Source organism: Streptomyces sp. NPDC027189 (assembly GCF_055566975.1).
Map to the genome: position 1 here is coordinate 114276 of NZ_JBVHRI010000006.1, position 19394 is coordinate 133669.

Annotated in this window: 14 protein-coding genes; 11 read left to right on the forward strand and 3 right to left on the reverse strand. The window is 70.3% G+C overall.

Features of this window, described 5'->3' with window-relative positions; all coding sequences use genetic code 11:
* Positions 1-40 precede the first annotated feature (40 nt).
* The 3 genes from ACZ4RZ_RS16640 (at position 41) to ACZ4RZ_RS16650 (ending at position 4358) form a co-directional block, all read left to right on the forward strand.
* Entirely contained in the window at positions 41-1255 is a 1215-nt protein-coding gene (locus ACZ4RZ_RS16640; protein ID WP_467745225.1) for an acetyl-CoA C-acetyltransferase, read from the forward strand.
* Between the two features lie 38 nt (positions 1256-1293).
* A complete protein-coding gene (locus ACZ4RZ_RS16645; RefSeq protein WP_467745226.1) occupies positions 1294-3471 on the forward strand; it encodes a 3-hydroxyacyl-CoA dehydrogenase NAD-binding domain-containing protein in 2178 nt (725 codons plus the stop codon).
* A 164-nt stretch (positions 3472-3635) separates the two neighbouring features.
* A complete protein-coding gene (locus tag ACZ4RZ_RS16650) occupies positions 3636-4358 on the forward strand; it encodes a thiamine pyrophosphate-binding protein (RefSeq protein WP_467745767.1) in 723 nt (240 codons plus the stop codon).
* 16 nt (positions 4359-4374) lie between these two features.
* Here the strand turns inward: ACZ4RZ_RS16650 and ACZ4RZ_RS16655 are convergent, their stop codons facing one another.
* Entirely contained in the window at positions 4375-5073 is a 699-nt protein-coding gene (locus ACZ4RZ_RS16655; RefSeq protein ID WP_467745228.1) for a MerR family transcriptional regulator, read from the reverse strand.
* A gap of 135 nt (positions 5074-5208) precedes the next feature.
* On the opposite strand from ACZ4RZ_RS16655, the gene ACZ4RZ_RS16660 reads away from it, so the two are divergent.
* From ACZ4RZ_RS16660 to ACZ4RZ_RS16675, 4 genes are all read left to right on the forward strand, one after another.
* Positions 5209-7044 carry an AMP-dependent synthetase/ligase gene (locus ACZ4RZ_RS16660; protein ID WP_467745230.1) on the forward strand — a complete coding sequence of 612 codons (1836 nt, stop codon included), beginning with the start codon at positions 5209-5211 and terminating at the stop codon, positions 7042-7044.
* 209 nt (positions 7045-7253) lie between these two features.
* Positions 7254-8720, forward strand: a complete 1467-nt coding sequence (locus ACZ4RZ_RS16665) for an amino acid permease (protein ID WP_467745231.1) — start codon at positions 7254-7256, stop codon at positions 8718-8720.
* 43 nt (positions 8721-8763) lie between these two features.
* The gene (locus ACZ4RZ_RS16670) at positions 8764-9243 is read left to right on the forward strand and encodes a macro domain-containing protein (protein WP_467745232.1); all 480 of its coding nucleotides are present in this window, start codon (positions 8764-8766) and stop codon (positions 9241-9243) included.
* 144 nt (positions 9244-9387) lie between these two features.
* Positions 9388-10323, forward strand: coding sequence for an adenosine kinase (locus tag ACZ4RZ_RS16675; protein WP_467745233.1), 936 nt, complete (start codon positions 9388-9390; stop codon positions 10321-10323).
* Positions 10324-10367: 44 nt separating this feature from the next.
* Here ACZ4RZ_RS16675 and ACZ4RZ_RS16680 read toward each other — a convergent pair whose 3' ends face one another.
* A complete protein-coding gene (locus ACZ4RZ_RS16680; RefSeq protein ID WP_467745235.1) occupies positions 10368-11867 on the reverse strand; it encodes a M1 family metallopeptidase in 1500 nt (499 codons plus the stop codon).
* Positions 11868-12094: 227 nt separating this feature from the next.
* Between ACZ4RZ_RS16680 and ACZ4RZ_RS16685 the strand changes: the two genes are divergently transcribed.
* Both ACZ4RZ_RS16685 and ACZ4RZ_RS16690 read left to right on the forward strand, forming a co-directional pair.
* Positions 12095-14056, forward strand: a complete 1962-nt coding sequence (locus tag ACZ4RZ_RS16685) for a Xaa-Pro dipeptidyl-peptidase (RefSeq protein WP_467745237.1) — start codon at positions 12095-12097, stop codon at positions 14054-14056.
* A complete protein-coding gene (locus ACZ4RZ_RS16690) occupies positions 14056-15336 on the forward strand; it encodes a M14 family metallopeptidase (RefSeq protein WP_467745769.1) in 1281 nt (426 codons plus the stop codon). Before ACZ4RZ_RS16685 ends, ACZ4RZ_RS16690 begins: the two co-directional genes overlap by 1 nt.
* Before the next feature lie 57 nt (positions 15337-15393).
* On the opposite strand, the gene ACZ4RZ_RS16695 is transcribed toward ACZ4RZ_RS16690, so the two are convergent.
* On the reverse strand, positions 15394-16398 hold the full coding sequence (locus tag ACZ4RZ_RS16695) for an FAD-dependent oxidoreductase (protein WP_467745239.1): 1005 nt from the start codon (positions 16396-16398) through the stop codon (positions 15394-15396).
* 66 nt (positions 16399-16464) lie between these two features.
* On the opposite strand from ACZ4RZ_RS16695, the gene ACZ4RZ_RS16700 reads away from it, so the two are divergent.
* Positions 16465-17499, forward strand: a complete 1035-nt coding sequence (locus ACZ4RZ_RS16700) for an oxidoreductase (RefSeq protein ID WP_467745241.1) — start codon at positions 16465-16467, stop codon at positions 17497-17499.
* A 180-nt stretch (positions 17500-17679) separates the two neighbouring features.
* Positions 17680-19320: an ABC-F family ATP-binding cassette domain-containing protein gene (locus tag ACZ4RZ_RS16705; protein ID WP_467745243.1), complete on the forward strand. Its 1641-nt coding sequence runs from the start codon at positions 17680-17682 to the stop codon at positions 19318-19320.
* Positions 19321-19394 lie beyond the last annotated feature (74 nt).

Sequence of the window (19394 nt, forward strand, 5' to 3'; positions counted from 1 at the left end):
CCCAGCTCAGCCCTCCCGGCTTCTCTTGAAAGGCTTACCAGTGAGCACCGAAGCGTACGTGTACGACGCGATCCGCACCCCGCGCGGCCGCGGCAAGGCGAACGGCGCCCTGCACGGCACCAAGCCCATCGACCTGGTCGTCGGGCTCATCCACGAGGTCCAGCGCCGCTTCCCGGGGCTCGACCCGGCCGCGATCGACGACATCGTCCTCGGCGTCGTGGGCCCGGTCGGCGACCAGGGCTCCGACATCGCCCGCATCGCCGCGGTCGCCGCCGGACTGCCCGATTCGGTCGCCGGTGTCCAGGAGAACCGCTTCTGTGCCTCCGGTCTGGAAGCGGTCAACATGGCGGCGATGAAGGTCCGTTCGGGCTGGGAGGACCTCGTCCTCGCGGGCGGCGTCGAGTCGATGTCGCGCGTGCCGATGGCCTCGGACGGCGGCGCCTGGTTCGCCGACCCGATGACCAACATGGCCACCAACTTCGTGCCGCAGGGCATCGGCGCCGACCTCATCGCCACCATCGAGGGCTTCTCGCGGCGGGATGTCGACGAGTACGCGGCCCTGTCCCAGGAGCGCGCCGCCGCCGCCTGGAAGGACGGGCGCTTCGAGAAGTCCGTCGTCCCCGTCAGGGACCGCAGCGGGCTCGTCGTCCTCGACCACGACGAGCACCTGCGCCCCGGCACCACCGCCGACTCGCTCGCCAAGCTGAAGCCGTCGTTCGCCGACATCGGCGAGCTGGGCGGATTCGACGCCGTGGCGCTGCAGAAGTACCACTGGGTCGAGGAGATCGACCACGTCCACCACGCGGGCAACTCCTCCGGCATCGTCGACGGTGCCTCCCTCGTCGCCATCGGCTCGAAGGAGGTCGGCGAGCGCCACGGACTCACCCCGCGCGCGCGGATCGTCTCCGCGGCCGTCTCCGGCTCCGAGCCCACCATCATGCTCACCGGGCCCGCGCCCGCGACCCGCAAGGCGCTCGCCAAGGCCGGACTGACCATCGACGACATCGACCTCGTCGAGATCAACGAGGCCTTCGCCGCGGTCGTCCTGCGGTTCGTGAAGGACATGGGCCTGTCCCTGGACAAGGTCAACGTCAACGGCGGGGCGATCGCGCTCGGCCACCCGCTCGGCGCGACCGGCGCGATGATCCTCGGCACCCTCGTCGACGAGCTGGAGCGCCAGGACAAGCGCTACGGCCTCGCCACGCTGTGCGTGGGCGGCGGCATGGGCATCGCCACGATCGTCGAGCGCGTCTGACCTTCCCAACGGATACACGGATCAACGGAGCACCCCTGATGAGCACTGAGTCCACCACCATCCGCTGGGAACAGGACGAGACAGGCGTCGTCACCCTCGTCCTCGACGACCCCAACCAGTCCGCGAACACCATGAACCAGGCCTTCAAGGACTCGATCGCGGCGATCGCCGAGCGCGCCGAGGCCGAGAAGGACTCCATCCGCGGCATCATCTACACCTCCGCGAAGAAGACCTTCTTCGCAGGCGGTGACCTCAAGGACATGATCCAGGCCGGGCCGGAGGACGCCCAGCAGGCCTTCGACACCGGCACGGCCATCAAGTCCTCTCTGCGCCGCATCGAGACCCTGGGCAAGCCGGTCGTCGCCGCCATCAACGGCGCGGCCCTCGGCGGTGGCTACGAGATCGCCCTCGCCTCCCACCACCGCATCGCCCTCGACGCGCCCGGCTCCAAGATCGGCCTGCCCGAGGTCACCCTCGGCCTGCTGCCCGCCGGCGGCGGCGTCACCCGCACCGTCCGTCTGATGGGCATCACGGACGCCCTCCTGAAGGTGCTGCTCCAGGGCACCCAGTACACCCCGAAGCGGGCTCTGGAGAGCGGCCTCGTGCACGACTTGGCGGCGACCCCCGAGGAGATGCTCGCCAAGGCGCGCGCCTTCATCGACGCCAACCCTGATTCTCAGCAGCCCTGGGACAAGCCGGGCTACAAGATCCCGGGCGGTACGCCGTCGAACCCGAAGTTCGCCGCCAACCTGCCCGCCTTCCCGGCCAACCTGAGGAAGCAGCTGAACGGCGCCCCCTACCCGGCCCCGCGCAACATCATGGCGGCCGCTGTCGAGGGCTCCCAGGTCGACTTCGAGACCGCGCTGACCATCGAGGCGCGCTACTTCACCGAGCTGGTCACCGGGCAGACCTCGAAGAACATGATCCAGGCGTTCTTCTTCGACCTCCAGGCGGTCAACTCCGGCGCCAATCGGCCCAAGGGCATCGAGCCGCGCCAGGTCCGCAAGGTCGCCGTCCTCGGCGCCGGGATGATGGGCGCGGGCATCGCCTACTCGTGCGCCCGCGCCGGCATCGACGTCGTCCTCAAGGACGTGTCGGCCGAAGCGGCGGCCAAGGGCAAGGCCTACTCCGAGAAGCTCTGCGCCAAGGCGGTCTCCAGGGGGCGTACCAGCCAGGACAAGGCCGACGCCCTCCTCGCCCGCATCACGCCCACCGCCGACCCGAACGACCTGGCCGGCTGCGACGCCGTGATCGAGGCCGTCTTCGAGGACACCGCACTCAAGCACAAGGTGTTCCAGGAGATCCAGAACATCGTCGAGCCGGACGCCCTGCTCTGCTCCAACACCTCGACCCTGCCGATCACCGCGCTCGCCGAGGGCGTGGACCGGCAGGACGACTTCATCGGGCTGCACTTCTTCTCGCCCGTCGACAAGATGCCGCTCGTCGAGATCATCAAGGGCGAGCGCACCGGCGACGAGGCACTGGCGCGCGCCTTCGACCTGGTACGGCAGATCAAGAAGACCCCGATCGTCGTCAACGACTCGCGCGGCTTCTTCACCTCCCGCGTCATCGGCCACTTCATCAACGAAGGCGTCGCGATGGTCGGCGAGGGCATCGAGCCCGCGTCCGTCGAGCAGGCCGCCGCCCAGGCCGGCTACCCGGCCAAGGTCCTCTCCCTCATGGACGAGCTCACGCTCACCCTGCCGCGCAAGATCCGCAAGGAGTCGAAGCAGGCCGTCGAGGAGGCGGGCGGCACCTGGCAGACGCACCCGGCCGAGGAGATCATCGACCGCATGGTCGACGAGTTCGGCCGCACCGGGCGCAGCGGCGGCGCGGGCTTCTACGAGTACGGGGAGGACGGCAAGCGCGGCAAGCTGTGGCCGGGGCTGCGCGAGCAGTTCACCAAGCCGGGCCACGAGATCCCGTTCGAGGACATGCAGGAGCGCATGCTCTTCTCCGAGTCGCTGGACACCGTCCGGCTCCTGGAGGAAGGCGTGCTGACCTCCGTCGCCGACGCCAACATCGGATCCATCTTCGGGATCGGGTTCCCCGGCTGGACCGGCGGAGTGCTCCAGTACATCAACGGGTACGAAGGCGGGCTGCCTGGTTTCGTGGCACGGGCGCGCGAACTCGCCGAGCGCTACGGGGAGCGGTTCACGCCGCCCGCGCTGCTCGTCGAGAAGGCGGAGAAGGGCGAGCGGTTCAGCGACAAGTAGCGACAGGACCGGCAGAACCTCGGCGGCGCGTGCCGTATCGCTGAGTGGTATGAGGGACTTGCTCCTCGGGGGCGGGGACCGGACGCTGACCCGCGAACCGGTACTCGCCCCCACCGAGGAGCTCCCATGGGCCGCCGCCCCGCCCCGCCCTCGCCCTGCTGGACATCCTGCGCGGCGAGGGCGTGGACCGCGTCTTCGGCAACCCCGGCACCACCGAACCGCCCTTCCTGGCCGCCCTCGCGGAAACCGAGGACGCGCCCGAGTACGTCCTCGGCATCCACGAGGGCGCCGTCGTCTCCATGGCCGACGGATACGCCCGCGCCACCGGGCGGCCCGCCTTCGTCAGCCTGCACATCGCGGCCGGGCTCGCGAACGGACTCATCGGCCTGCTCAACGCCCGCCGCTCACGCACCCCGCTGGTGGTGATGGCGGGCCAGCAGGACCGGCGCCACCTCCAGCAGGACCCCATGCTGTCTGGCGACCTCATTGGGCTGGCCCGCCCGGCGGTCAAGGCGGCCGTCGACGTTCAGCACGCTGCCCGTGACCTGCCGCTCGCCGTGCGCCGCGCCTTCGCCCTCGCGGTACGGCCGCCCGCGGGGCCGGTGTTCCTCGCCGTGCCCATGGACCTGCTCGCCGAAGACACCGAGGTCGAGGTCCCCGCCCGTACGCCAACCCCCCGTGCAGGTGCTGCCGTTGGCCTGGATCGCGCCGCCGTCCTGCTCGGCGGCGCCGCCCGCCCCGTGATCGTCGCCGGGGACGGAGTCGGCCGCGAGGACGCCGTCCCGGCGCTCGTGCGCGCGGCCGAGACGTACGGCGCCGAGCGGCTGCGGCAGCTCGCGGCCGGTGACACACCGACCGCCTCGGCGGCGGGGCTGAAGGTCTCGTAGAGCAGGGGGGAGTGGCTCAGGACTCCTTGAGCCACTCCCGCACTTCCTCCTTGAGGGAGCGCTGGAACGCGGTCAGCAGCGCCTGCACCACCAGCGGCTGCATGTGCGCCGACAGCGACTTCACCGCCGCCACGGACTCCCGCTCGCCCACCGCCTCCCGCAGCAGCGTGGACAGTTCGTGGGCCGCCGCGCGCGAGTGCTCCAGGAGGACCGTGCGCGCCGCGAGGATCGACTCCTGCGCGAGCGGTACGTCGAGCAGCTGTACGCCGAGCCGCAGCAGCCCGGGGTCCACACGGAAGGAGTCCGCGGTCCGCTCGATGACGCTCATCGCGGCGAGCCTGTCCAGGTCCCCGTCGTCCAGGGACCGCCCGGCCCGCCGCTCCAGTTCCTCGCGTGTCACGTCCTCCGCCGCGTCGGGCGCCCAGGAGGCCACCACGGCCCGGTGGATGGCGAGGTCATGAGCGCTCAGGCCGGGCGGCAGCTGCGTCAGATAGCGCTCGATCGCCGCGAGCGTCATGCCCTGGTGCTGCAACTCCTCGATGAGCGCGAGCCGGGCCACGTGCTCCTGGCTGTAGTGGCCCACGCGCCGGGGACCGATCACGGGCGGCGGCAACAGGCCCTTGGTGCTGTAGAAGCGGACCGTACGGACCGTCACGCCCGCCCGCGCGGCCAGCTCGTCGACCGTGAGCGTCGGCTCTTCGGTGTCCGTCGTCATGGCAGGTCCTGTCTCTCCGGGCTGCGCAGCGATCAGGTGCAGCGGTCGATCCGGTGCAACAGTATTGCTGTCTCACCAGTGTTGTGAAAGCGTCCGGAGCGCTGCGCACGGAGCCGACGGCGCCAGGAGGCGGTCATGACCACGATCCTGCGACTCCCCGGAGAACCCGCCGAACTCACGCTCCCCGCCCTGCTGCTGCGCAATGCCGAGGACCATGGAGATCTGCCGGCGCTGTCCTGGCGCACGGAGGACGGCTGGGCCACGCTCACCTGGAGCGAGGTGCGCCGTGAGGCCGCCGTCCTCGCCGCGGGATACGCGGCCCTCGGTGTCGAGCGCGGTGACCACGTCCTCATGATGATGAGCAACCGTCCCGAGCACTGGCTGAGCGACCTGGCGCTGACACATCTGGGTGCCGTCCCGGTGACCGTCTACGGCACCGCGGCCCCCGAACAGGTCGCGCACATCGCCCGGCACAGCCGCGCCCGCCTCGCGGTCATCGAGGGGACGCGTGAACTGGCGAGCTGGGAGCCGTTGTTGGAGGACGCCGGCACACCACTGGAGCGGCTGGTCGTCGCCGAGGCGGCGGAGGCGGGGCCCCATCGGACGTACGACTCACTCAGGGGTCGGGAGGGCGCCGACAATGGGCGGGAGGGCGCCGACAATGGGCGGGAGGGCGCCGACGAAGGGCGGGAGGGCGTCGACGAGGGCCAGGAGACCGAAGGCAAGGGCTGGTCGGAGACGCGCTCCACCGACCCCCTGACCGTCGTCTACACCTCGGGCACCACCGGCGACCCCAAGGGCGTACGCATCACCCATCGCAAGGTCGTCCTCAACGCGCTGGCGCTCGACCGCCTCGTCGAGCTCCCCGACCATGTCGAGCACCTCTGCTACCTCCCTTTCGCGCACATCGCCGAGCGCATGCTCGGGATCTATCTGCCGGTGTTCCGCGCCTCGCACGTGTACCTGTGCGCGGACCCCACTCAGGTGGCCGCCGTCGCGCGGGAGCTGCACCCCGCGCAGTTCTTCGGGGTCCCGCGCGTGTGGGAGAAGCTCGCCTCCGCCGTACGGGCCGCGCTGGCCGGGCTTCCGGAGGAGCGGCGCCGGGCCGTGGAGGCCGCTCGGGAGACGGCACGCGCGCGCGTGGCCCGTCTCGAACGGGGCGAGGAGCCGTCCGCCGAGCTGGAGCAGGCGTACCGCGCGGCGAAGGAACAGGTACTCGACCCGATCCTCGCCCTGGCCGGATTCGACCGACTGGAGTGGACGGCGAGCGCCTCGGCTCCGATGCCGCCGGACATCGTGGACTTCTGGGCGGGCTTCGGCTTCGCGATCATGGACGCCTGGGGGCTGACCGAGACGATCGGGGTCGCCACCACCAACAGTCCCGCCGCCTTCCGGCTCGGCTCGGTGGGCAAGCCCCTGGACGGCCTGGAACTCCGCGTCGCCGAGGACGGCGAGATCTTCGTACGGGGCGCGACCGTCTTCGACGGCTATCTGCGCGCGGACGGCTCGGTCGAGGACGCCCGGGACGCCGACGGCTGGTTCGCCACCGGCGACATCGGGCGGATCGACGAGGACGGCTTCCTCTGGCTCACCGACCGCAAGAAGGAAATGATCGTGACCTCGACGGGCAAGAACGTCTCGCCCGCGCTCGTCGAGAACGCGCTCAAGGAACATCCCTTCGTCGACCAGGCCTATGTGCACGGTGACGGGCGCTCGTACCTGGTGGCCCTGCTCGTCCCGGACCCGTCGGCGGGGACTGATCCGGCAGTGCTTCGGGACGGCATCGCCCACGCCGTGGAGCGGGCGAACGCGCGCCTCAGCCGCACCGAGCAGATCAAGCGCTACCGGGTGCTCGATCACGAGTGGAGCCCGGAGACGGGCGAGCTCACGCCCTCGCTCAAGCTGCGTCGCAGGGCGATCCGGGAGCGCTATGGGCACATGATCGAGGAGCTATACACCCCCTTGAATTGAGGAGCTGTACAGCTCCCGATCAGCCCGTGTACACCCCCTGGTCACCATGTGAGATGTGCCGCTATGTGACGCGCGCCACCGCATATGGGGTGATCTCTGGGGGAAGGTGGCGCCTTGGTCTGTGCCGCGTCAGGGGCGGCTCGGTCCGAGACACATCCGGAACACCCGCGTACGCAGTGCGTCGGGCGCACCAGAGAGTAGATCCACCCGTGAGCAAGGACGCCGTAGACACGGCCAAGGCCGCATCCCGCATCGATGCGACCCAGACGCCCGCGGACGCGGGCGACGCCGGTTACAGCAAGGACCTCAAGGCCCGCCACGTCAACATGATCGCGATCGGCGGCGCGATAGGCACCGGACTCTTCCTCGGAGCCGGCGGCCGCCTCCACAACGCGGGCCCCGCACTGGCGATCGCCTACCTCGTCTGCGGAATCTTCGCCTTCTTCGTCGTACGGGCCCTTGGCGAGCTGGTCCTCTACCGGCCCTCCTCCGGGTCCTTTGTGTCGTACGCGCGCGAGTTCCTCGGCGAGAAGGGCGCGTACGTCGCCGGGTGGATGTACTTCCTCAACTGGTCGACGACCGGAATCGCGGACATCACCGCGATCGCGCTCTACACGCACTACTGGAGCCTCTTCACCGACATCCCGCAGTGGACGCTGGCCCTGATCGCCCTCGCGGTGGTCCTGGCCGTGAACCTGATCTCGGTGAAGATCTTCGGCGAGATGGAGTTCTGGTTCGCGATCATCAAGGTCGCCACCCTGGTCGCCTTCATGCTGATCGGCATCTTCCTGCTGGCCACGCAGCACGAGGTCGGCGGGACCACGCCCGGCCTGAGCGTCATCACGGACAACGGCGGGATCTTCCCGCACGGCATGATGCCTGTCGTCCTGGTCATGCAGGGTGTGATCTTCGCGTACGCCGCCCTGGAGCTGGTCGGTGTCGCCGCGGGCGAGACCGCCGAGCCGGAGAAGGTCGTCCCGCGCGCGGTGAACTCGATCATGTGGCGCGTGGGTCTGTTCTACGTCGGTTCGGTCGTCCTGCTGGCCCTGCTGCTGCCCGGCTCGGTCTACTCAGCCGACCAGAGCCCCTTCGTCACCGTCCTCTCCAAGATCGGCGTCCCGGCGGCCGGTGACGTCATGAACCTGGTCGTGCTGACGGCCGCCATGTCGTCGCTGAACTCCGGCCTGTACTCCACCGGCCGCATCCTGCGCTCCATGGCCATGGCGGGCTCGGCCCCCAAGTTCACCGCGAGGATGAACCGCAGCCAGGTCCCGTACGGCGGCATCCTGCTCACCTGCGCGGTGTGCGTGCTCGGCGTCGGCCTCAACTACCTCATGCCGGGCCAGGCCTTCGAGATCGTCCTGAACGTGGCGTCCCTCGGCATCATCAGCACCTGGGTGATCATCATGATCTGCCACCTGGTGTTCGTCCGCCGCGCCAAGGAAGGGCTGGTGACGCGTCCGTCGTTCCGCCTCCCGGGCAGCCCGGTCACCGAGATCGTCACCATCGCCTTCCTGCTCGCCGTGCTCGGCCTGATGTGGAACGACCCCGAGGTCGGCCGGAAGACGCTGCTCCTCATCCCGGTGATCGCGGCCCTGCTGGTCGGCGGCTGGTTCGCGCTGCGCCGCCGGATCTCGAAGGCGGAGGACCAGGAGCTGGGAGAGCTCACGAAGTAGCGGGTCACGGGCCACTGTCAGTGGCAGCGCCTACGGTGGCGTCATGTCGGAGATCACGTATGTCCGGGGTGACGCCACCGTTCCGTCGGGCAAGGGCGTCAAAGTGATCGCTCATGTCTGCAACGACATCGGGGGATGGGGGAAGGGCTTCGTACTCGCCGTCTCGCGCCGCTGGCCGGAGCCCGAGAAGGCCTACCGCGCCTGGCACCGGGACCGCGCGCACAACGACTTCGGCCTGGGTGCGGCGCAGTTCGTCCAGGTCGAGCGGTACGTGTGGGTGGCGAACCTGGTGGGGCAGCGGGGCATACGGACGGGCAGCAAGGGCGTCCCCGTGCGCTACGACGCGATCGACACGGCCCTCGGCCGCCTGGCGGACAAGGCCGCCGAGCTCGGCGCATCCGTCCACATGCCGCGCATCGGCTGCGGCCTGGCGGGCGGCAGGTGGTCACGCGTCGAGCCGCTCATCACCGAGCAGTTGGTGAAACGGGGGACAGCCGTGACGGTCTACGACCACGGGGACTGACCCGAGGCTGAAGCATCCGCACCGCGTGCAACGTCCAGGCAGCAACGCGCAGGCACCTGAAAGAAGTTGCGGAAGGTCCTGCAAGTTCTTGCCGTGGTCGGCGGAGACTGCTTGACTCACTGCTCGCATCCGAGAGGAAGAGCCATGAGCCGCGACATCGATGTCCTCGTCCTCGGCGGCGCGGGCGTGGACACCATCGTGTACGTCCCCGAACTGCCGCTCCCGTTCGCCGACAGTTACATGATCCAGCCCGGGATCGAAACCCGCGCGGGCCAGAGCGGGGACTTCGTCGCGCTGGGCGTGCACTCGCTGGGCCTGCGCACACACCATTTCGACATGATCGGCGACGACCACGAGGGCGAGCTGATCCGCGCACTGCACCGCGACCGGGGCATTGCGTTCACCGACGCCCTTCAGACTGGCGGCACCAAGCGGGCGGTCAACCTCGTCGGCCCCGACGGACGTCGGTTGTCCCTGTACGACGTGAGCCGCTCGGCGGAATCGGACCGGCTGCCCGACGAGACACTGCGGGCGCTGGCCGGGGCGAGCCGCCACGTCCATGTCTCCATCACCCACCCGTGCGCCTTCGCGCTGCCGGTGCTGCGGGAGAGCGGGCCGACCCTCTCGACCGACCTGCACAACTGGGACGGCGTCAATCCGTACCATGAGCCGTTCGCCTACGCCGCCGACGTCGTGTTCGTGTCCACCACCTCTCTCGCCGACCCGGAGCGGACGATGCGTCGGATCGTCGAGCGGGGCCGGGCCGAGGTGGTCGTCGCCACGGCCGGCGCCGACGGCGCGTACATGCTGGCCGACGACGAGGTGACCCACATCCCGGCGGTCGCGCCGCTCGCGCCGGTGGTGGACTCCAACGGCGCGGGCGACGCCTTCGCCGCCGGCTTCCTCTTCGGTCGGCTCGCCGGGGAACCGGTGTGGCGGTGCGGCCTGTACGGAGCCGTGGCCGGCGCGCACGCCTGCACCGTGCCCTCGACGCGGGCCGATGCCATCAGCCGTGAGGAACTCCTCGCCCGTGTCGAGGAGTTGGAATCCGACGACGTGCCCGCGATCCGAGGGCGTTAGGGGCGGACGGGAAAAGCCCCGGCCTCCGGCCGGGGCTTCCCACCTCAGCGCCCGTGAACGGAATCGGTCGCAGCGATCTTCTTCCACGACTTCGGCTGAGCAACGGCCCCCTTCGTCGCCGCGCCCAGAGCGATCGACGCGCCCTGCGCCGCGGGCGCCCCCGGCTTGGACGGCTGGAACAGCCACGTGTCGAAGAGCGCCGCGAGCGGCTTGCCGTACACCTGCTCGGCGTACTTCTGGAAGTCGCCGACCGACGCGTTCCCGTACGCGTGATCCTTCGGCCAGCCCTTCAGGATGGCGAAGAACGCGTCGTCTCCGACCTCGTTGCGCAGCGCCTGGACCGCCAGCGCGCCCCGGTCGTAGACCGCGATGTCGAACTGGTTGTCGGGACCGGGGTCACCGGGCTCGACCGTCCAGAAGGCGTCGTCGGCCGGATGCGAGGCGTACACGTAGTCCGCGAGCTCCTGCGTCGTGCCCTCGCCCTCGTGCTCCGACCACAGCCACTGTGCGTAGCGGGCGAAGCCTTCGTTGATCCAGATGTCCTTCCAGCCCTTCAACGACACGTCGTCTCCGTACCACTGATGCGCCAACTCGTGGACGACGACAGAGGTGTTGGAGCCGTTCGCGAACTGCTTGGGGCTGTAGTACACGCGGGTCTGCGTCTCCAGCGCGTACCCGGTGGTGGTGTTCGGGACGTAGCCGCCGACCGAGTTGAAGGGGTACGGGCCGAAGTACCCGGTCAGCCAGTCGACGATCTCTCCGGTCCGCTCGACGCTCGCCCGCGCGGCGCCGTCGTTGTCGCCGAGGTCCTTGCTGTACGCGTTGATGATCGGGACGCCGTCGGAGGTCTTCCCGGTCGTGAGGTCGAACTTGCCGATCGCGAGCGTGGTGAGATAGGTGGCCTGCGGCTTGTTGGACCGCCAGTTGTAGCGGGTCCAGCCGAGTCGTGAACTCGTCGACTGGAGCGTGCCGTTGGAGATCGCCTGTGTCCCGTCGGGGACGGCCACCGACACGTCGTACGTGGCCTTGTCGAGCGGGTGGTCGTTGCTGGGGAACCACCACCACGCGGCCTCGGGCTCGTCCGCCGCGACCGCTCCGTCCGGAGTGCGGTGCCAGGTCGAGAAGCCGTACGCGCTCTTCGTGGACGGCACTCCGCTGTAGCGGACGACGACTGTGAGCGGTGTGCCCTTGGGCAGCGGGTTCGCCGGGGTGATCTCCAGCTCGTGCTGGCCCGAGGTCGCGAAGGACGCCTTCGCGCCGTTGACCCGTACCTCGCTCACATCGAGCAGGAAGTCCAGATCGAACCGTGACAGATCCTGCGTGGTGGTGGCCAGGAGGGTCGCCGTGCCCTCCAACTCGTCCGTCCGCGGCTGGTACTTGAGCCGCAGATCGTAGTGCGAGACGTCGTATCCGCCGTTGCCGTAGGCCGGGTAGTAGGGGTCGCCGATGCCCGGCGCCCCGGGGGAGTAACTGGCCGCCGATGCCGGGATCGCCAGCAGGAGGGAGGCCACGAGCGCGCCCGGGGCGATGAGTCTGCGGTGCACGTCAAGCTCCAAGTCGTAGGGGCATGAAGTCTGTTCGGAGCCTATTCAGTCCCTGTGGCCCCGGTCATGTCCATGGCCGCTCCTGTCACACGATCGCCATTCGGCCGACATGAGCGATCGCGCCCCACGGACCTTTCACATCCGACCGCGGCCCTTGCGCCCCGCGTGCCTTTCGGACCGTCACTGGCCCCCTTTTGCACAGGAGTTGGCCGAGGTACGTTCCGCGCATGCCGATACCAGCGCGCCGCATGCGCTTCACGACCTGGAGATCGCTCGCGACGGCGGCCACGGCCGCCCTGATGGCCGCCTTCCTCGCTCCCACCACTGCACACAGCGCCCCACGGGAGAGCACCCCGGTCTATTCGTACGAGAACGCGATCCGTGAATCCGTCTGGGTGGACACCGGCCTCGACGGCGACAGCGACGGAAAGACCGACCGCGTCGCCGTCGACATCGTCCGGCCCCGCGAACTCGCCCAGCAGGGCCGCAAGATACCCGTGATCATGGACGCCAGCCCGTACTACTCCTGCTGTGGACGCGGCAACGAGAGCCAGAAGAAGACGTACGACGCGAACGGCAACGTCGTCCAGATGCCGCTGTTCTACGACAACTACTTCGTGCCGCGCGGCTACGCCTTCGTCGGCGTCGACCTGGCCGGCACCAACCGCTCCGACGGCTGTGTGGACGTCGGCGGCCGCTCAGACATCCAGTCTGCGAAGGCCGTGATCGACTGGCTCAACGGACGCGCTCGCGGATACACCACCCGCACCGGCACCGCCACGGCCAAGGCCACCTGGACCAACGGCAGGACCGGCATGATCGGCAAGAGCTGGGACGGCACCATCGCCAACGGCGTGGCCGCCACCGGCGTCAAGGGCCTCAAGACCATCGTGCCCATCAGCGCCATCTCCTCCTGGTACGACTACTACTTCGCCAAGGGCGCGCCGCTCTACGACTCGGGCCCCGACTGGCTCTCCGACTACGTCGACAGCCCCGACGCCCGCACCAAGTGCGCCGCCGTCCAGCAGAAGCTCGTCGACGAGGCGCCGCGCACCGGAGACTGGACCGGCCTGTGGACCGAGCGTGACTACGTGAAGGACGCGAGCAAGGTCAAGGCGAGTGTCTTCCTGATCCACGGCATGCAGGACCTCAACGTCCGCACCAAGCACTTCGGCCAGTGGTGGAGCGCCCTCGCCAAGAACGGCGTCGAGCGCAAGATCTGGCTCTCCCAGACCGGCCACGTCGACCCCTTCGACTTCCGCCGCGCCGCCTGGGTCGACACCCTGCACCGCTGGTTCGACCACGAACTCCTCGGCTACGACAACGGCATCGACCGCGAACCCATGGCCGACATCGAGCGCCACCCCGACCAGTGGGTCACCTCCAGCGTCTGGCCGCCCCGCGCCACCGAGACGACGACCCTCCGGCCGGGCACGGGCAGCCAGGCGGGCGTCGGCACCCTCGGCCTGCGGACGAACTCCGGAACCGAGACCTTCACCGACAACCCGGCGCTGAGCGAGACCGACTGGGCCGCGCACATCGATCAGTCGACCCCCGACAAGGCGGGCTTCGTCAGCAAGCCGCTCACGCACGACCTCCGCCTGTCCGGCTCGTCCAAGGTGACCGTCAGCGCCACCCCGACGACCTCGACGGCCCATCTCTCCGCCGTACTCGTCGACCTCGGCCCGGACACCATCCGCGACTACAACGCGGCCGGCGAGGGCATCACCACGCTCACCGACCGCACCTGCTGGGGAGCGAGCACGACCGGCGACAGCCCCTGCTTCAAGGTGACGCAGGCGAACAAGGCCGACGTCGACTACACGGTCTTCAGCCGCGGCTGGGCCGACCTCGGCAACTACGCCTCTGACCTCAAGGGCGTCCCGCTCACCCCGGGCAAGGCGTACACCATCACGCTCGACCTGGCGGCCACCGACCATGTCGTTCCCAAGGGCCACCGGCTCGCCCTGATCGTCGCGGGCACCGACAAGGACCTCATCGACCCGCCGTCCAGCACGCCGACCCTGACGCTCGACCTGTCCCGTACGTCGGCCCGGGTCCCGCTGGTCGGCGGCGCCGACGCCTTCACCAGGGCGACGGCAGGTCCCGCCGCGACGCCGAGCGCGGCCGTCCTCGACGGCGTACAGGAGCCGCGCGCCGCCCACCGTGTCCCGGGGGAGACCCGTTGATCCGCTTACGTATCCGCGCCCTGGCCGTGGCGGTCACCGCCACGGCCCTGGCCGCGCCCCTGCTGACGGCACCCGCGTACGCGACGGAAACCCCGCCGCGTACCGGATTCGAGCAGACCGACGGCGCACGCTGGACCAGCCAACCGGAGGAGCAGGACTTCCTGGCCGCCGTCGACAAGGCGAGCGACCGGGTGTCCGTGTCCCGGATCGGCACCACGAAGCAGGGCCGCCCGCTCCAACTCGTCCGGATCGGCGCCCGTCGCACGGCCACCACCGTGCTCCTCGTGTGCAGCCAGCACGGCGACGAGCCGTCCGGGCGCGAGGCCTGCCTCACGACGATCCGCGACCTGGCGTACGCCAAGGACCGGAGCACCCGGCGATTCCTGCGGAGCACCAGCGTGCTCGTCGTCCTCACCGCCAACCCCGACGGCCGCGCCGCCGACACCCGCGAGAACAGCGACGGTGTCGACATCAACCGCGACCACCTCGCCCTCAAGACGGCCGAGGCCCGCGCGATGGCGGCCGTCCTGCGCGACCGCAGGCCCGATGTCGTCTACGACCTGCACGAGTACGGGGCCACGCCCAAGTACTACGACAAGGACCTCTTCGACCTCTGGCCGCGCAACCTCAACACGGACGCGGCCGTGCACGACGAGGCGGAGACCCTGTCGCGGGACTACGTACGACCCGCCGCCCGGGCGGGCGGGTACTCGACGGGCACGTACGGCATCTGGACCGACCCCGTGACCGGCGACCCGATCAAACAGACCGCCGGTGACGGGCAGGAGCGCATCCTGCGGAACATGTCGGGCGTGAAACACTCCGTCGGCCTGCTCATCGAGAGCCGAGTCGACCCCGTCACGGACGCTGAGCGGGCCGACGCCTCCCTGAACAACAGGCGTCGGGTCCACTCCCAACTGGCCGCGCTCGGCGGCCTGTTCGGCTTCGCAGGCGAGCGCGGGGCACGCGTCGCCGCGGCCACCGGCGCGGCCCGGCTCGCGGGTTACCGGGACACCGGCCCGGTCTACCTCGGCGGCGCCGACAACGACCCGGCCGAGCCCGCCGAGGTGATCCAGGACCCGCCCTGCGGCTACCGGATCACGGCGGACCAGTACGCGGACGTGCGCGACGAACTCGCCCTGCACGGCGTGCGCGTACGACCGGACGGGGACGGCGTCCTCGTACCGCTGCGGCAGTCCCTGCGCGCCCTCGTCCCGTTGCTCCTCGACGAGCGTGCGCCGTACCACCTCACGGCCGGAGAGCCGGAGACGGCCTGCTGAGAACGGTCCTCAGGTCCCCAGGTCCCCAGGTCCTCGGGTCCTCTAGTCCTCAGGTCCTCACGCGGAGGCGGTCGGGTGTGCGAGCCCGGCCGCCTCTCGCGCGCACCCCCACGCCACCGTGACGCCCGCACCGCCATGACCGTAGTTGTGCACCACCACGCGCCCGTCCGGCAGCACCTCGCGCTCCAACCGGACCGAGTCGCGCACCGGCCGCAGGCCCACCCGGTGGTCGAGCACCCGCGCCCCGGCGATCTCGGGACACAACGCGGCGCACCGCTCGACGATCTCCCGCGCCACCATCGGGTCGGGCGTCAGCGACCAGTCGTCCTCGTCGGTGGTGCCGCCCAGAACCAGCCGATCCCGCTGCGGGAAGACGTAGGTCGTCGTCCCGGCGTCCTGGTCCGTCGAGACGAGCCAGGTGCGGATACCGGGGTTCTCAACGATCACCAGCTGCCCGCGCACGGGCCGCACGGCCGGATCGGGTACGAGCTCGCGGGCGCCGAGGCCCGTGCAGTTGACGACGACCGGTGCCTCGGCCTCCGTGAGATCCGCCACCGTGCGTACCTCGATCGTCCCTCCCCCGGACTCCGTCCGGAGGGACCCCCATCTCGCCTTGCTCGCCCGCAGGAACCGCTCGCGCAGCCACCGCAGATGCGCCGGCATGTCGAGCAGCGGCAGCCGCGCCCACAGCGCCGTCCCCGCGTACTCCTCGGCCGTCGCCGCCCGCAGTCCCGGCACCCGGGCGGCGACCCACGAGGCCTGCTCGTCCAGCCTCGACTCGCCCAGTACGCCCTCGACCATGCGTACGCCCGTCTCCTCGGCCCGCGCAGCCAACTCCTCGTACACGGAGAGTGATTCGAGGGCCCACGCGCGGGCGAGCGTCTTCGGCTCGATGCGATACGGCCACCACAGCGCGCCCGCAACCGCCGAGGTGGTCCGCTCGGCGGGCTCCCGCGCCCACACTCGTACCCGCGCGCCGCCCTCGGCCAGGACAACGGCCGTCGTCAGGCCGATGACACCGCTGCCGATCACGATCACTTCACCGCTGCGAGTGTTCTTCACGCGGGGACGTTAACGGAATCTGTCATGCCGTGCTCACATCACTCTCAGTCTGGGGATACTCACAGCATGTCTGCCGAGTACGCGACCTTCGGCCTGGCACCGGCGATGCGTGCCGGTGGAGTCCTCGCCAACGGTGACTACCAAGTGCACCGGGATTTCGTGGACTTCATCGTCGACGGTCGCCCGCTGCTGTTCCAGCTCTCCGACCTCGACGCGGTGTCCCCGCTCGCCTCCGACGTGCCGCCCGCGATCTTCACCGCTCAGGTGCGGGGCCTCCTCCTGGAGGCCGAGGCCCCGCTCGACGGCGGCCGGTACGTCATCTACGGCTGCCCGGAGTGCGCGAGTCTCGAATGCGGTGCCGTCACCGCCGTCATCGAGAAGGCCGGCGACGACTACGTGTGGCGCGACTTCGCCTGGCAGACCGACGAACGGGCCGACCTGGAGCTCAACGGCTACCACGGGATAGGGCCCTTCCGCTTCCACGGCGCCGAGTACCGCAGCGCGCTGAACTCCCTGCTCGACGGCGAATCGGGACCACGCCGCCGCGTCCTCCTGATCGGCGCCCGCGTCGCGCTGCTCGCCAAGCTCGCCGCCGCCCTGCGCACCATCGGCATCGGCGCCGACATCACCCGCGACGCCGCGGACGTCCCGGCCGACGAACTCCGGGCGTACGGCGCGGTGGTCTTCGGCCGGGCTGTCGGCGAGGACGAACGTACCGCCGTGCGCCAGTCCTTCCAGCGGGCCGGCGTCGAGGTCGCGTACGTCGAGGGACTCGCCCCGATCATTCCGCTCCTGGTCGCGCAGATCGAGCACGCCCTGGACCGTAGCCCGCAGGAACTGCGCCGTCTCACCCGGCTCGTCGCCGCCGACGGCGAGGCGGGCATCGAGGTCACCTCCACATGTCGCGTCCAGTTGACCGCGTACCGCCTCGACCGCCTCTCCCGCACCCATGCGCACGAGGTCTTCGACGGGATCCTGGAGACGGGGCGGCACCGGGTCGCGCTGGACGCCAGGGCGGTGAAGGGGGAGTCGTTCATCGTGGCGCGGACGTCGGGCAGTGTGCTGGTGGAGGCGATGGCCCACGGGCAGGCGGGCCGCTGAGAGCGGACACGCGGGCCGCTGAGTACGGGCAGGCGGGCCGCTGAGTACGGACAGGCGGGCCGCTGAGTACGGACAGGCGGGCACCTGAGAACGGACAGGCGAGCCGTTGGGAGCGGACGGGGGAGCCGTGGAAAACCCTGGCGCGGGTCGCGAGGCCGGGCCGTTAGGATCGGCCTCCTGATGACTGCCACTCTCGTCGCCAAGAACCTCGCCGCCGGACACGGCGACCGCTCGCTCTTCTCCGGGCTCGACCTCGTCGTCGCGCCCGGCGATGTGATCGGGCTCGTCGGTGCCAATGGCGCGGGCAAGTCCACGCTGCTGCGGTTGCTCGCCGGTCTCCTCACGCCGGAGCAGGGGGAGCTGAGGCTGTCCCCGCCGTCCGCGACCGTCGGTCATCTGCCGCAGGAGCCGGAGCGGCGGGCGGGCGAGACCGTTCGGGAGTTCCTCGCACGTCGCACGGGCGTCGCCGAGGCCCAGCGGGTGATGGACGAGGCGACACAGGCACTGGTCGACGGAGCGCCCGGCGCGGACGACGCGTACGCCACCAGCCTGGAGCGGTGGCTCGACCTCGGTGGCGCCGACCTCGACGAGCGCGCCGAGGAGGTCGCCGACTCCCTGGGACTCCGCGTCGACCTGGACCAGCCGATGACGTCCCTGTCCGGCGGCCAGGCGGCTCGCGCGGGACTGGCTTCCCTCCTCCTCTCCCGCTACGACGTGTTCCTGCTCGACGAGCCGACGAACGACCTGGACCTGGACGGCCTGGAGCGCCTCGAGCGCTTCGTGAGCGGCCTGCGCGCCGGGACCGTCGTCGTCAGCCACGACCGCGAGTTCCTGACCCGCACGGTCACCAAGGTGCTCGAACTGGACCTCGCGCAGCAGCAGATCACGCTGTACGGCGGTGGATACGAGGCCTATCTGGAAGAGCGGGACGTGGCCCGCCGGCACGCCCGCGAGGACTACGAGGAGTACGCCGACAAGCGGTCCGCGCTCGAAGGCCGGGCCCAGATGCAGCGCTCCTGGATGGACAAGGGCGTCAAGAACGCCCGGCGCAAGGCGGGCAACGACAACGACAAGATCGGCCGCAAGTTCCGCAGCGAGGCCAGCGAGAAGCAGGCCTCGAAGGCCCGGCAGACCCAGCGCATGATCGAGCGCCTCGACGTCGTCGAAGAGCCGCGCAAGGAGTGGGAGCTGCGCATGGAGATCGCGGCGGCCCCGCGGTCCGGCGCGGTCGTCGCCACGCTGCGTGACGCGGAGGTGCGGCGCGGCGAGTACACCTTCGGCCCGGCGACCCTGCAGATCGACTGGGCGGACCGCGTGGCGGTCACCGGAGCGAACGGCGCGGGCAAGTCGACGCTGCTCGCCGCCCTGCTGGGCCGGGTCCCCCTGGACGCGGGCCACGCCACGCTCGGCTCCGGTGTGATCGTCGGCGAGGTCGACCAGGCCCGCAAGCTGTTCCTCGGCTCGGAGTCCCTGCTGGACGCGTTCTGCGCGGCGGTCCCGGACACGGAACCGGCCGAAGTCCGCACCCTGCTGGCCAAGTTCGGCCTGAAGGCGGACCACGTCCTGCGCCCCGCAGCGACCCTCTCCCCGGGCGAACGCACCCGCTCGGCACTGGCCCTGCTGCAAGGCCGAGGCGTCAACCTCCTCGTCCTCGACGAGCCGACCAACCACCTCGATCTCCCCGCCATCGAGCAACTGGAATCGGCCCTGGACTCCTACGAAGGAACCCTCCTCCTCGTCACCCACGACCGCCGCATGCTCGACGCGGTCCACACGACCCGCCGCCTGGAGGTGGCGGACGGCAAGGTGACGGAGCCCTAGTCACAACCGCGGGCAATCGTGCCGCTGGGGGGCTCGAGCCCACCCGTCCGAGCTGTGGGCAATCGTGCCGCTGG

Excerpts from the sequence above, each read along its gene's own strand:
- ACZ4RZ_RS16645 (WP_467745226.1), top strand. The coding sequence starts at position 1,294 with ATGAGCACTGAGTCCACCACCATCCGCTGGGAACAGGACGAGACAGGC.
- ACZ4RZ_RS16655 (WP_467745228.1), bottom strand. The coding sequence starts at position 5,073 with ATGACGACGGACACCGAAGAGCCGACGCTCACGGTCGACGAGCTGGCC.
- ACZ4RZ_RS16660 (WP_467745230.1), top strand. The coding sequence starts at position 5,209 with ATGACCACGATCCTGCGACTCCCCGGAGAACCCGCCGAACTCACGCTC.
- ACZ4RZ_RS16670 (WP_467745232.1), top strand. The coding sequence starts at position 8,764 with ATGTCGGAGATCACGTATGTCCGGGGTGACGCCACCGTTCCGTCGGGC.
- ACZ4RZ_RS16675 (WP_467745233.1), top strand. The coding sequence starts at position 9,388 with ATGAGCCGCGACATCGATGTCCTCGTCCTCGGCGGCGCGGGCGTGGAC.
- ACZ4RZ_RS16685 (WP_467745237.1), top strand. The coding sequence starts at position 12,095 with ATGCCGATACCAGCGCGCCGCATGCGCTTCACGACCTGGAGATCGCTC.
- ACZ4RZ_RS16700 (WP_467745241.1), top strand. The coding sequence starts at position 16,465 with ATGTCTGCCGAGTACGCGACCTTCGGCCTGGCACCGGCGATGCGTGCC.
- ACZ4RZ_RS16705 (WP_467745243.1), top strand. The coding sequence starts at position 17,680 with ATGACTGCCACTCTCGTCGCCAAGAACCTCGCCGCCGGACACGGCGAC.